At 73.7% G+C, this 12,561-nt stretch carries 10 protein-coding genes and 1 pseudogene; 8 read left to right on the forward strand and 3 right to left on the reverse strand.

Going from position 1 to position 12,561, the window contains the following annotated elements; translation table 11 throughout:
- Window positions 1-160 precede the first annotated feature (160 nt).
- From EBH09_RS28500 to EBH09_RS28510, 3 genes are all read left to right on the forward strand, one after another.
- On the forward strand, window positions 161-1,366 hold the full coding sequence (locus tag EBH09_RS28500) for a damage-control phosphatase ARMT1 family protein (protein WP_121749803.1): 1,206 nt from the start codon (window positions 161-163) through the stop codon (window positions 1,364-1,366).
- Window positions 1,367-1,515: 149 nt separating this feature from the next.
- The gene (gene cyc2 / locus EBH09_RS28505) at window positions 1,516-3,699 is read left to right on the forward strand and encodes a germacradienol/geosmin synthase Cyc2 (protein WP_121749804.1); all 2,184 of its coding nucleotides are present in this window, start codon (window positions 1,516-1,518) and stop codon (window positions 3,697-3,699) included.
- A 75-nt stretch (window positions 3,700-3,774) separates the two neighbouring features.
- On the forward strand, window positions 3,775-4,365 hold the full coding sequence (locus tag EBH09_RS28510) for a PDZ domain-containing protein (protein ID WP_193776584.1): 591 nt from the start codon (window positions 3,775-3,777) through the stop codon (window positions 4,363-4,365).
- Window positions 4,366-4,441: 76 nt separating this feature from the next.
- Here EBH09_RS28510 and EBH09_RS28515 read toward each other — a convergent pair whose 3' ends face one another.
- A complete protein-coding gene (locus tag EBH09_RS28515; protein ID WP_121749806.1) occupies window positions 4,442-5,197 on the reverse strand; it encodes a phosphodiesterase in 756 nt (251 codons plus the stop codon).
- 222 nt (window positions 5,198-5,419) lie between these two features.
- On the opposite strand from EBH09_RS28515, the gene EBH09_RS28520 reads away from it, so the two are divergent.
- Together EBH09_RS28520 and EBH09_RS28525 are read left to right on the forward strand one after the other, a co-directional pair.
- Window positions 5,420-6,550 carry an aminopeptidase P family protein gene (locus tag EBH09_RS28520; protein ID WP_121749807.1) on the forward strand — a complete coding sequence of 377 codons (1,131 nt, stop codon included), beginning with the start codon at window positions 5,420-5,422 and terminating at the stop codon, window positions 6,548-6,550.
- Window positions 6,551-6,603: 53 nt separating this feature from the next.
- A complete protein-coding gene (locus EBH09_RS28525; protein ID WP_121749808.1) occupies window positions 6,604-7,551 on the forward strand; it encodes an aminoglycoside phosphotransferase family protein in 948 nt (315 codons plus the stop codon).
- A gap of 7 nt (window positions 7,552-7,558) precedes the next feature.
- On the opposite strand, the gene treZ is transcribed toward EBH09_RS28525, so the two are convergent.
- Window positions 7,559-9,304, reverse strand: a complete 1,746-nt coding sequence (gene treZ / locus EBH09_RS28530) for a malto-oligosyltrehalose trehalohydrolase (protein WP_121749809.1) — start codon at window positions 9,302-9,304, stop codon at window positions 7,559-7,561.
- A gap of 197 nt (window positions 9,305-9,501) precedes the next feature.
- On the opposite strand from treZ, the gene EBH09_RS28535 reads away from it, so the two are divergent.
- The 3 genes from EBH09_RS28535 to EBH09_RS28545 all read left to right on the forward strand — a co-directional run bounded on the left by EBH09_RS28535 (window position 9,502) and on the right by EBH09_RS28545 (window position 12,099).
- Complete coding sequence (locus EBH09_RS28535; RefSeq protein WP_121749810.1) at window positions 9,502-10,053, forward strand: DUF1707 and FHA domain-containing protein; 552 nt, start codon at window positions 9,502-9,504, stop codon at window positions 10,051-10,053.
- Between the two features lie 259 nt (window positions 10,054-10,312).
- Complete coding sequence (locus EBH09_RS28540) at window positions 10,313-11,638, forward strand: M14 family zinc carboxypeptidase (RefSeq protein WP_121749811.1); 1,326 nt, start codon at window positions 10,313-10,315, stop codon at window positions 11,636-11,638.
- Complete coding sequence (locus EBH09_RS28545) at window positions 11,635-12,099, forward strand: SSI family serine proteinase inhibitor (RefSeq protein ID WP_121749812.1); 465 nt, start codon at window positions 11,635-11,637, stop codon at window positions 12,097-12,099. The genes EBH09_RS28540 and EBH09_RS28545 overlap by 4 nt, the downstream gene beginning before the upstream one ends.
- 57 nt (window positions 12,100-12,156) lie before the next feature.
- On the opposite strand, the pseudogene EBH09_RS28550 reads toward EBH09_RS28545, so the two are convergent.
- Window positions 12,157-12,501, reverse strand: a pseudogene (locus EBH09_RS28550) (dihydrolipoyl dehydrogenase); the annotation flags it as partial.
- Window positions 12,502-12,561 lie beyond the last annotated feature (60 nt).

The raw sequence follows: 12,561 nt of genomic DNA on the forward strand, positions 1-12,561 counted from the left end.
GGAGATAGGCGGGGCCTGACCCGGCGTTGGCGGCCCGGCCGGGATGTGGCCGCGGCTCCCGCCGGGGCACGGCGAGGCTCCCGCCGGGATGTGCGGCAGGCCCCCGCCGGGACACGGCCGGCTCCGCCCCCGCCCCAGGCCGCGCGATACGGTGAGGCGTATGCCCGACACCCCGTCCGAGCCCGCCCCCGTCATCGTCGGCGACGAGCCCGGATCCTTCCCCCACGGCGTGCTGGCCGAGCGGCACCCCGCCATCATCCGGCAGGTTCGGGAGGCGTTCCCCTACGGCCCCGAACGGCAACGGGCGCTCGACGCGCTGCTCACGAGCTGCCAGGACGGCGTCATCGAGCCACTGCCCGCCGGTGCCGACGCCCTCGACCGGAACCGCTGGGCGGACTGGGGAATGGACGCGTACGCCGGCCGCTCCTGGTTCGACGTGCCCTGGCTGTGGGCCGAGAGCCACTTCTACCGCAGGCTCCTCGACGCCGTCGGCTACTTCGGCCCGGGAACCTGGCAGGGCATCGACCCCTTCCGTCCCGCGAAGCTCGCCGAACTCGACGCGCCGGAGACGGACGAGGAACTCGCCGCGCTCGACGGTCTCGCCGGCCTGCCCGCCGACGACCGCACGCGGGCCCTGCTGCACGGCTCGCTCTGGGGCAACCGCGCGGACCTCGGCTTCCGCCTCTCCGACAGCGGTACCGACACCGAGGACCGGGTACCGGCCCTGGTCGCGGACGACAGCGACACGCTCTGGTCGCTGCTCCCGCCCGCCGGACGGGGCACGCCCGGTCCGAGGACCTTGTGCCTGGTCGCCGACAACGCCGGCCGTGAACTCGTCCCCGACCTGCTCCTCGTCTCGCACCTCCTCGACGAGGGCCGCGTCGACCGGGCGGTCCTGCACCTCAAGACGTATCCGTACTACGTCTCCGACGCCACGCCCGCCGACCTCCTCGACGCGCTGCGGCGGCTCATGGGGGCGGGTGGCGCGGCGGCCGTCCACGGTGAGCGGCTGTGGGCCGCGCTGACCGACGGCCGCGTCACCGTCCGCGCCCACCCCTTCTCCTGCGCCCCGCTGCCGTACGCGGACATGCCCGACGACCTGCGCGGGGAGTTCGCGGCGGCCACGGTCACCGTCCTCAAGGGCGACCTGAACTACCGCCGCCTGGTGGGTGACCGCTGGTGGCCCCCGACCACGTCCTTCGCGGACGCCACCGCCTACTTCCCGGGCCCCGTCGCCGCACTGCGCACCCTGAAGTCCGACGTCGTCACCGGTCTGTCCGCGGACACGGAGGCGGCGCTGGTGGCGAGCGGGGAACAGCGCTGGCGGACGAGCGGGACGCACGCGCTGATCCAGGTCCGGCGCTGAGCGTCCGCGTCAGGAGGCGGCGAAACCCCGCCCGCGTCCCCGAGAGGACGAACCGGCGAAAGTTCCCGCGTTCCGCCCCGATTCACGCGATGGTGTGATCATGTCCCAACCCGAGGATGCCCCCGGAGGGCCATGGGTAGTGCCCGGCCATGACGCAACAGCCCTTCGAACTCCCACACTTCTACATGCCGCATCCCGCGCGGCTGAATCCGCATCTCGACGAGGCCCGCGGCCACTCGACGACGTGGGCGCGCGAGATGGGCATGCTGGAGGGCTCCGGGGTCTGGGACCAGGCCGACCTCGACGCACACGACTACGGCCTGCTCTGCGCCTACACCCACCCCGACTGCGACGGGCCGGCGCTCTCCCTCATCACCGACTGGTACGTGTGGGTCTTCTTCTTCGACGACCACTTCCTGGAGAAGTTCAAACGCAGCCAGGACCGCGTCGGCGGCAAGGCCCACCTGGACCGGCTCCCCCTGTTCATGCCGCTCGACCTCACCACGGACATGCCCGAGCCGGAGAACCCGGTCGAGGCCGGCCTCGCCGACCTCTGGAAGCGCACGGTGCCGGCGATGTCGGCCGACTGGCGCCGGCGCTTCGCCGTCGCCACCGAGCACCTGCTCAACGAGTCCCTCTGGGAGCTGTCCAACATCAACGAGGGGCGGATCGCCAACCCCGTCGAGTACATCGAGATGCGCCGCAAGGTGGGCGGTGCCCCCTGGTCGGCGGGGCTGGTGGAGTACGCGACCGCCGAGGTGCCCGCCGCCATCGCCGGCTCCCGGCCGCTCAGGGTGCTGATGGAGACGTTCTCCGACGCCGTGCACCTGCGCAACGACCTCTTCTCCTACCAGCGGGAGGTCGAGGACGAGGGCGAGCTGAGCAACGGGGTGCTGGTTCTGGAGACCTTCTTCGGCTGCACCACCCAGGAGGCCGCCGAACTGGTCAACGACGTCCTCACCTCCCGGCTGCACCAGTTCGAGCACACCGCGTTCACCGAGGTGCCCGCGGTGGCCCTGGAGAACGGCCTGACCCCGGCCGAGGCCACCGCCGTCGGGCTGTACGCCAAGGGCCTCCAGGACTGGCAGTCCGGCGGCCACGAATGGCACATGCGCTCCAGCCGGTACATGAACAAGGGCGCCCGCCCCACCGCCGGCTGGCAGGCGCTGACCGGCCCCGGCACCTCCGCCGCGGACGTCCGCGCGCTGCTCGCCGCGGCCGGCGCCGAGCGGGCACGCCCGTACACGTACGTGCCGTTCCAGAAGGTCGGGCCCTCGATCATCCCCGACATCCACATGCCGTTCCCGCTGGAGCTGAGCCCGGCCCTCGACGGGGCGCGACGGCACCTGTCCGAGTGGTCGCAGGCGATCGGGTTCCTCAGCGAGGGCGTCTGGGACGAGGACAAGCTCGCGAGCTGCGACCTTCCCCTGTGCGCCGCGGGCCTCGACCCGGACGCCACCCAGGAGCAGCTGAACCTCGCCTCCGACTGGCTGGCCTTCGGGACCTACGGCGACGACTACTACCCGCTCGTCTACGGTCACCGGCGCGACCTGGCCGCCGCCCGGCTGACCACGGCCCGGCTGTCGGCCTGCATGCCGCTGGACGCCGAGCCGGTCCCGCCGCCCGCCAACGCCATGGAGCGCTCCCTGATCGACCTGTGGGCACGCACGACGGCCGGCATGACACCCGAGGAGCGACGCCCGCTGAAGGCGGCCGTCGACAAGATGACCGAGGCCTGGGTGTGGGAGCTGGCCAACCAGACCCAGAACCGGGTCCCCGACCCGGTGGACTACCTGGAGATGCGGCGCGCCACCTTCGGCTCCGACCTCACCCTGGGCCTGTGCCGCGCCGGACACGGCCCGGCCGTACCGCCCGAGGTCTACCGCAGCGGTCCGGTCCGCTCCCTGGAGAACGCGGCGATCGACTACGCGTGCCTCCTCAACGACGTCTTCTCCTACCAGAAGGAGATCGAGTACGAGGGCGAGATCCACAACGCGATCCTCGTGGTGCAGAACTTCTTCGGCGTCGACTACCCGGCCGCCCTGGGCGTCGTCCAGGACCTCATGAACCAGCGCATGCGCCAGTTCGAGCACGTCGTCGCGCATGAACTGCCCATCGTCTACGACGACTTCCAGCTGTCGGACGAGGCGCGGGCCGTCATGCGGGGCTATGTGACCGACCTGCAGAACTGGATGGCGGGCATCCTCAACTGGCACCGGGAGGTGCCGCGGTACAAGGCCGAGTACCTGGCCGGGCGCACTCACGGCTTCCTCCCGGACCGGATCCCGGCCGTGCCCGTCCCGAGGTGCTCCGCGCTGCCCGTGCTCGGCTGACCGTCGGCCAGTCTCACTCGTTCGTGGCTCGTCACGCGCCGGTGCGCCGGGTAGAGCACCTGCCGGAGGCGATCCATGGAACAGACAGCGTTGCGACCCAAGCCGATGCCCGGTCGGGAACCCGGGACCGGCACCGCGCCCGACGGCGTCCGGCGCCCGCACGCGGGGCGCAGGCGCCGCCGGCGGCTCACCACCCTGCTGCTCGGTGTGTTCGCCGCGACGGTCCTGCTCCTGGCGGGCGTGGGACTCGGCACGATGGGCGCCACGGTGATCGGCATGAGCAGCCTCGCCGAACTGCAACGACAGGCGGGCGCCCCGGGTCCGGAAGCGGGGAGGCCGACGGACAGCCGGGCCGCCTCGGCGCGACCGTCGGCCGGTCCGCTCCCGCCCTCGGCACCTGCCGCCGCGACCCTCGGCGTGGAGGCCGTGGACGACGAGAAGCCGGGGGCCCTGGTCGTGGGCGTCCACGTACCCGGCCCCGGGTACGCGGCGGGCCTGGTCCGGGGCGACGTGCTCCTTGCGTTCGGCACGACCCGGGTCGACTCGGCCGCCGACCTCGCCGACGCCGTGTCCCGCGCCCGGCCGGGCAAGGAGGTCAAGATGACCGTGCGCCACGAGAGCGGCGGCTACCAGCAGCTGACGGCCGTACCGGGCGTGGTCACCTGACCCGTGTCACCTGATCCGCCTCACCTGGCCGTCACTCGCCCCGCCGTCACCCGCCCCGCCGTCACCCGCCCCGCCGTCACGCGACCGTTCGGAAGTGGCTCGTGAGCCGTCCGGTGTCGTCCAGCACGTGGTAGGCCAGCCCGACCGGGGCGTCCCGGTCGGCGACCTGCTCTCCCTCCCAGGGGAGCCGCAGGGTCCACGTCACCCCGGGGCCGACCGCCAGGGGCCGCCCGGCGAACACCGTGGAGGCGGGCGTGTGCGCGTGTCCCGTGATCAGCCCGGCGATCTCGGGCCGGCGGTCCAGCAGTGCGGCGAGGCGCTCGGGGCGGCCCAACCGGTAGGAGTCGGGCAGCGGGTGGTGCAGGGCCGTCGGCGGGTGGTGGAAGGCGAGCAGGACCGGACGGTCGCCGCCGAGTCCGTCGAGGGTCGCCTCGATCCAGCCGTACGTCTCCTCGTCCAGTTCCCCTTCGTCGCTCCCCGGGATGCTGGAGTCGCACATCAGCACCGCACCGCCGTCGAAGACCCGCACCTCGTTGACCGGCCCGTCCGCGGCGGGCCGCCCCAGCAGGGCCTTTCGGTAGGGCGCGCGGCTGTCGTGGTTGCCGGGGCAGGTGAGCACGGGGAACGGCGCGGTGCCGTCGCGCAGCCCCAGGACGCGGGCGGCCTCCTCGTACTCCGCCTCCGTCCCGTGGTCCGCGATGTCCCCGGTCACCAGCAGGGCGTCCACCCGCCCCGGCAACTCCCAGAGCCGGTCGCGCACCCGTTCGGCGCGGCCGGTCGCCCGAGCGCTCCCGTCCAGGTGCAGATCGCTGATGTGCGCGAGTACGAGCACGGCGCAGTCCCCCTCCGGGTGCCGCGGGGCACACCTCGTGTCCGGCGTTCGTATCCGACGTCGGTGTCCAACGTCTGTGGCGGACGCCTGTGTCTAACGTTTGGACTGCATCCAACCATTAGTGACAGTGGTTGATCAATGCCAATCGGCTCGCGTCGCTCCCGCGCCGGGGGCAGGATGCTGCCCGTAGTCCCTTCACCCTTGTCGCCCTGGGAGGCCCGGATGACCGGCAGCGCGCCCGCTGCTCCCTTCACCGCCGACGACTACCGGGCCCGGATGGAGCGTGCCGCGCGGGCGGCCGCCGACGCCGGACTGGCCGGGCTGCTGGTGGCGCCGGGGCCCGACCTCGTATGGCTCACGGGCTACGCGCCCACCGCGGACACCGAACGGCTCACCCTGCTGGTCCTCGCCGCCGACCGCGACCCCGTGCTCGTCGTCCCGACGCTGGAGGCCCCCGACGCCCAGAAGGCCGCCGGCGCGCCCGCCCTGACCCTGCGCGACTGGACCGACGGCAAGGATCCCTACGCCGCCACCGCCGCGCTCCTCGACGGCTCCGGACGGTTCGGCATCAGCGACAACGCCTGGGCGATGCACCTGCTGGCCCTCCAGCGGGCGCTGCCCGGCACCTCGTACGCCTCGCTCACCGACGCGCTGCCCATGCTGCGCGCCGTCAAGGACGCGGCGGAGCTGGAACTGCTGGCGGCGGCGGGAGCGGCCGCGGACGCCGCGTTCGAGGAGATCCGGAAGGTGCGCTTCGGCGGACGCCGCGAGTCCGACGTCGCCGCCGACCTCGCCCATCTGCTGCGGAGGTTCGGACACTCCCAGGTCGACTTCACCATCGTCGCCTCCGGCCCGAACGGTGCCAACCCGCACCACGAGGTCGGCGACCGCGTCATCGAGGACGGCGACATGATCGTCCTCGACTTCGGCGGCCTGAAGGACGGGTACGGCTCCGACACCTCGCGCACCGTCCACGTCGGCGCGCCCACCGACGAGGAGCGCCGGGTGCACGACCTCGTCCGGGAGGCGCAGGAGGCGGGCTTCAGAGCGGTGCGGCCCGGCGTCGCCTGCCAGGAGATCGACCGGGCCGCCCGCGCGGTCATCGACGGCGCCGGGTACGGCGAGTACTTCATCCACCGCACCGGGCACGGCATCGGCGTCACCACGCACGAGCCGCCGTACATGATCGAGGGCGAGGAGCGGCACCTCGTGCCCGGCATGTGCTTCTCCGTGGAGCCCGGCGTCTATCTGCCCGGCCGTTTCGGGGTACGCATCGAGGACATCGTGACGGTCACCGAGGACGGCGGCCGGCGCCTCAACGACACCACCCGGGAGATGGTCATAGTGGAGTGACCGGCACAGACGGACCACACGCCCCGGCAGACCCGGAAGACGACGGCGCGACCATGACCCAGGCACCGACACCCACCGCGGACACCGTCCGCCGACTGGTCCGCTCCCTGCTGGGCGAGAACGCGGAACCCGACGTGCGGCCCGTCGCCGAGGGGGCCGGACCCGCCACCTGGTGGGTCGGCACCCGGCATGTCCTGCGCCTGGCCCCGGACCGCGAGACCGCGGTACGGCAGCGGCGCGAACTGCGCCTGCGCGAGCTGGTCCGCCCCTACGTCCCCGTAGCGGTGCCGACGAGTGTCGCGCACGGCGAGTGGGCGCCGGGCCTGACTTACACGCTGGACGCCAAGGTGCCCGGCGGGTCGGGTGAGGACCGCGACGTGTCGGCCCTGGGCGAGGCGGACCTCGCCGCGCTGCTCACCGGAGTGCGCGAGGTGCCGGTCCGCCAGGCCGAGACCCTCGGTGTGCCCCGGGCCGCCCCGCGTTCCCTGGAGGCGCTGCGGGAGGCCGCCGAGCGCGCCGCCCGGCGCCTCGCCGAGACCGACGAGTTCGACCCCGCGCGGCCGGAGCGGCTCACCCGGTCGGCGACGGTCCAGTTGGGCGCCCAGCCCGGCGCGGCGGTCCTGGTCCACCACGGACTGGCCGGGGAGCACCTCGTGGTCGGCGCCGACGGCCGGGTGCGCGGTGTCCTCGGCTGGACCGACGCGGTCCTCGGCGACCCGGCCGAGGACATCGCCGGGCTCGCGCTCTCCGTGGGCTCGCCCGCCGCCGTCCGCGCCGCCACCCTCGCCGGCTACGGCGCCCGGCCGTGCCTGCGCGGCCTGTGGCTGGCCCGTTGCGACACCCTCGTCCACCTCGCCGCGGCACTCTCCGGCCGGGCCTCCGCGCCCGCGGCCGGGTCACTGCCCCTGCTCAGGACCCGGCTGCGGCGCGCCTGGGAGCCGATCATGCTGGAACGGGTGACGGAACTGCGCGGGGACGGCACGGACGACGAGCCGTCCTGAGCGCCCGTCACTCCTGTACGAGTACGACGCTCGACTCGCCCGGTACCCGCAGCACCCCGTCCGCCCCCGGCGCCTGCACCGGCTCCCACGCGGCGAGCACGCGCGCGGGGCGGGTGCCCAACGGGATCGCCGCCGGCCCGGCGCCCAGGTTGACGGCCACCCGGATGTCGCCGCGCCGGAACGCCAGCCAGCGCGCCTCGGCGTCGTACGCCACCCGGGTGTCGGCGAGGTCCGGGTCGGTCAGGTCCGGTTGCCCGCTCCGCAGCGCGATCAGCCGGCGGTACCAGTCCAGTACGCGCGCGTGCGGCTCGCGTTCCGGCTCGGACCAGTCGAGGCAGGACCGTTCGCGCGTCGCCGGGTCCTGCGGGTCGGGCACGTCCTCCTCCTTCCAGCCGTGCGCGGCGAACTCACGCCGCCTGCCGTTTCGTACGGCGGTCGCGAGTTCCGGGTCGGTGTGGTCGGTGAAGAACTGCCACGGGGTGCCCGCCGCCCACTCCTCGCCCATGAACAGCATCGGTGTGAACGGCGCGGTCAGCGTCAGCGTCGCGGCGCAGGCCGCCAGGCCGGGGGAGACCAGCGCGGCCAGTCGGTCCCCCTGGGCGCGGTTGCCGACCTGGTCGTGGGTCTGGCTGTAGCCGGTCAGCCGGTGGGCGGCCACCCGGCCGCGGTCCAGCGCGCGTCCGTGGCCGCGGCCCCGGAAGCTGGAGTAGGTGCCGTCGTGGAAGTAGCCCCGGGTCAGCGTCTTGGCGAGCGCCGCCAGCGGAGCCCGCGCGAAGTCGGCGTAGTAGCCCTGCGACTCCCCGGTCAGCGCGGCGTGCAGGGCGTGATGGAAGTCGTCGTTCCACTGCGCGTGCACGCCCAGGCCGCCCTCCGCGCGCGGGGTGATGATCCGCGGGTCGTTGAGGTCGGACTCGGCGATCAGGAACAGCGGACGCTCCAGGTCGGCGGCGAGGCCGTCCACCGCCGTCGACAGCTCCTCAAGGAAGTGGCACGCGCGCGTGTCCACCAGGGCGTGCACCGCGTCCAGGCGCAGTCCGTCGATCCGGTAGTCCCGCAGCCACGCCAGCGCGCTGTCCACCAGATAGGCCCGCACCTCGTCCGAGCCGGGTGCGTCCAGGTTGACGGCGGCGCCCCAGGGCGTGTGGTGGGTGTCGGTGAAGTACGGGCCGAAGGCGGGCAGGTAGTTGCCGGACGGGCCCAGGTGGTTGTGCACCACGTCGAGGACCACCCCCAGGCCCAGTTCGTGGGCCCGGTCGACGAACCGTTTCAGCGCGTCGGGCCCGCCGTACGGCTCGTGCACCGCCCACAACGAGACACCCTCGTACCCCCAGCCGTGCCGGCCCGGGAACGGGCACAACGGCATCAACTCGACGTGGGTGACGCCCAGTCCGACCAGGTGGCCGAGCCGCTCGGCTGCGGCGTCGAGGGTGCCCTCGGACGTGTAGGTGCCCACGTGCAGCTCGTACAGCACACCGCCGGGCAGCGGCCGCCCGCCCCACTCGGCACGCCACGAATACCGTCCGTGGTCGACGACCGCGCTGAGCCCGTCCGGCCCGTCCGGCTGCCTGCGCGAACGCGGGTCCGGCAGCACCGGCCCGTCGTCCACCGCGAAGCCGTACCGCGATCCGTCGCGCGCCTCCGCCTGACCGCACCACCACGCCGGCCGCTCCGGATCGCGCTCCAGCGCGCGCGTGACGCCGTCGCACTGCAACGTCACTCGGCCGGCCTGCGGTGCCCACACCTCGAACTGCACGGACGGTTCCCCTTCGTCTGCTCACCGTGATGTAGCCCGTCCATGGTCCTGCAAAAGTGATCTCCGCGCTGCTGAAAGTCCCCGATTGCGGCGCATGTCGTGCCGCGCTCCGCGTGCGACGGCGTGCACGGCGCGCGCGTGGCGGCCGTTTCCCCGTCTTCTGGACACTCCGGCCCGGCTGACCGACAATCACCAGCGTGACGTCGTCCTTCGAGTTCAACACGTACCCCGCGCGGTTGTCCGACGCGGAGCGCGACAAGGCGCTGAAGGTGCTCCGGGACGGCGTCGCCATGGGGCGGCTGTCGCACGACACGTTCATCCGCAGGATGGAGCTGGCGCTCGCCGCCCGCCGCCCGGATGATCTCGCCCTGCTCACCGCCGACCTGCCCACCGAGGGCCGGGTGTCGCGGCTGGTGTTCGGCACCGTCGAGGCGGTGTCCGGGTTCGGCGTACGGCTGCGCAGGGCCTGGCAGGCCGAGCGGCTGCCCAAGCTGCTGCTGCCGCACCCCGGAGCCGGACATCCGCTGCGCATAGGGCGCGACCCGGCGAGCGGGCTGCGCCTGACCCACGAGACGGTCTCCCGCGTGCACGCCGAACTGAGCCGCCAGGGCGGTATGTGGGTGCTGCGCGACCTGGGCTCCACCAACGGCACCACGGTCAACGGACGGCGGGTCATCGGCGCGGCCGTCGTCCGCGAGGGCGACCAGATCGGCTTCGGCCAGATGGCCTTCCGCCTCGCGGTGAACTGAGCCGGAGGAGGGGGAGGAGGGGGACGGAGCACAGCTCTGGCCTGGGCTTCACTCGGGGTTGTGCATTTCCGTGCGGTCTTCGGCGCGGTGTTCGGTTCGGTGTTCGGGGTGCTGCCCCGTGAGACAAACCCCTTTGCTTTTCATGGTGTTGACGTACCCGTCAAGTCGTGACTGACTGTGCGTACACCGAGCACGCCAGGTGAACCGTCAGTCCGCATCGTGGAGGTGTGCCCTGCCGCCCCTCCTGCGTTATCCGACCGTGGACGAGCTGGGCGTCCGGGCCGCCGCTCTCGTCGCCCGTCATCCCGGGCACGCCCGGCTGCGCCGCGTCGGCACGTCCCGCGCGGGCACCCCGCTGTGGCTGCTCTCCGTCGGCCACGGCAGCCGCCAGGCCCTCGTCGTCGCCGGGCCGCACGCCAACGAACCCGTGGGCGGCGCCACCGTCCTGCGGCTGGCCGAGCGCGCCCTGGCCGACCCCCGGCTCACCGAGGGCGCCGACGCCACCTGGAATCTGCTGCTGTGCGTCGACCCCGACGGCCTGCGCCGCAACGAGGGCTGGCTGTCCGGCCCGTACACTCTCGGCCGCTACGCCCGGAACTTCTTCCGGCCCGGCTTCCTGGAGCAGCCCGAGTGGCTGCCCCACGGCCCGGACCACGCCGCGCTCCCGGAGACCCGTACCCTGCTCGCACTCCAGGACGAACTGCGCCCCTTCCTGCAGTGCTCCCTGCACGGCGTCGACGTCGGCGGCGGCTTCGTCGAGCTGACCCACGACCTGCCGGGCATCGCCCAGCGCATCGCCCACACCGCGGCCCGGCTCGGCATCCCCCGCGAGCTCGGCGCCTACGACACCCTGTACTGGCCCGACCTCGGTCCCGCCGTCTACCGCATCCCGCCGCCCCGCCGCGGCGACCTCACGGCGGCCATCACCGAGGCCGCCGTCGAGTCGACGTGGTGTCATCCACAGCGGTACGGCACCGTCACCGCGGTCGTCGAGGCCCCCATGTGGGGTGTCGCCGCCGTGGCGGACGGCTCGTCCCCGGCGGACCGGGACGGGGAGCTGCGTTCCGTGAGCCGCACCCTGCGTCACGACACCCGGCGTCTGCACCGCGTCCTGGCCCGGGTCCGGCCGCACCTCGCCACCGTGCCGGAGGCGGCGCACCTCCTCGCGCCGGTCGACGACTACCTGCTGGTCTGCCCCAGGCTCGCCGACGCGTGGGACCCCGACGCCGACGACGGATCGGGGCGCTCCCTGCCGCCGATGAGCACCGCCCACCTGGTCGCCCTGCGCCTCGCCGGACGGCGCCTTGCCCTGCGGACCGCGGGGCTGCTGCACCAGCTGGTCACCCGTACCGGAGGCGATCCGGCGGGCGTCCTGCCCGAGCTGGACCGGCTGGTCGACGAAGGCTGCGCCGACTACCGCGAGGGTTGCGCCGCCCGCTGGATCCCGGTCGCACGCCAGGTCGAGTACCAGACGCGGGTCGTACTCGCCGCGTTCGAACTGGCCGGGCGGCGCCCCACCGCGGGCTCCCGTTCGGGTGAGCCGGGCTGGGGTTCCGAGCCCGCGGTGCCGATGCACCGGGAATGACCCACACCATCACGGCCCGAACGGCCCGGGCCGGCCTCCTGACGGCCGCGGCCGCCCTCCTCCTCACCTGCGCGACTCCGGCGCAGGCCACCGCGGAGCGGAAACCGGCCAACGACTGGCTCCTGCTCACGCTCACCCAAGGCGATGCCCAGCCAGGTGTCCGGCCCGGAGCCCCGTCAGGGGTCCCGTCCGGCGCCACACGGGGCGCCCTCCTGCTGTGCGACCCGCCCCGGGGCCACGCCCGCGCGGCCCGCGCCTGCGCGGAACTCGACGCGACGGACGGCCGCATCGCCGACATCCCGCTGCGGGACACCCACTGCCCGATGATCTACGCCCCGGTGACCGCCCACGCGCGCGGGCAGTGGCGGGGACAGCCGGTGGAGTACACGCAGACCTTCCCCAACCCGTGCGTGATGGCGGCACGGACGGGGTCGGTGTTCGCTTGGGACACGCAGGGGTGAGCGGGCAGGGCCGGAGGCGGGTGAGGCGTCGGTACGCCTCACCCGCCTCCGGCCGCGTCACTGCTGGTGCAGTCCGCGGTCCGACAGGGTCAGGAACGCCTCGCCCACCGCCTCCGACAGGGTGGGGTGGGCGTGGATGTGGCGGGCCACGTCGGCGGGCTCGGCGTCCCAGCCGACGATCAGCTGGCTCTCGGCGATCATCTCCGACACGTGCGGTCCCACCAGGTGCACGCCGAGCACCCGGCCGCCCCCTTCCTCGGCGACGACCTTCACCATCCCGCCCCGCCCGTGCACCATCCCCTTGGCGACGGCCGTCAACGGCATGACATTGACGGACACCTCGTACCCACGCGCGCGTGCCTCCGCCTCGCTCAGGCCCACGGCGGCGGTCCGCGGCGCCGCTCAGTCCCCGTCCCCCTCCTCCGCCCCCACCCGCTCCAGCAGCGCCACCGGCACCCCCGC

Origin of the sequence: Streptomyces sp. E2N166, from assembly GCF_003671715.1 — a bacterium.
Taxonomy (GTDB): domain Bacteria; phylum Actinomycetota; class Actinomycetes; order Streptomycetales; family Streptomycetaceae; genus Streptomyces; species Streptomyces thinghirensis.

Excerpts from the sequence above, each read along its gene's own strand:
- EBH09_RS28525 (WP_121749808.1), top strand. The coding sequence starts at position 6,604 with ATGACCCAGGCACCGACACCCACCGCGGACACCGTCCGCCGACTGGTC.
- EBH09_RS28510 (WP_193776584.1), top strand. The coding sequence starts at position 3,775 with ATGGAACAGACAGCGTTGCGACCCAAGCCGATGCCCGGTCGGGAACCC.
- EBH09_RS28520 (WP_121749807.1), top strand. The coding sequence starts at position 5,420 with ATGACCGGCAGCGCGCCCGCTGCTCCCTTCACCGCCGACGACTACCGG.
- EBH09_RS28545 (WP_121749812.1), top strand. The coding sequence starts at position 11,635 with ATGACCCACACCATCACGGCCCGAACGGCCCGGGCCGGCCTCCTGACG.
- cyc2 (WP_121749804.1), top strand. The coding sequence starts at position 1,516 with ATGACGCAACAGCCCTTCGAACTCCCACACTTCTACATGCCGCATCCC.
- EBH09_RS28500 (WP_121749803.1), top strand. The coding sequence starts at position 161 with ATGCCCGACACCCCGTCCGAGCCCGCCCCCGTCATCGTCGGCGACGAG.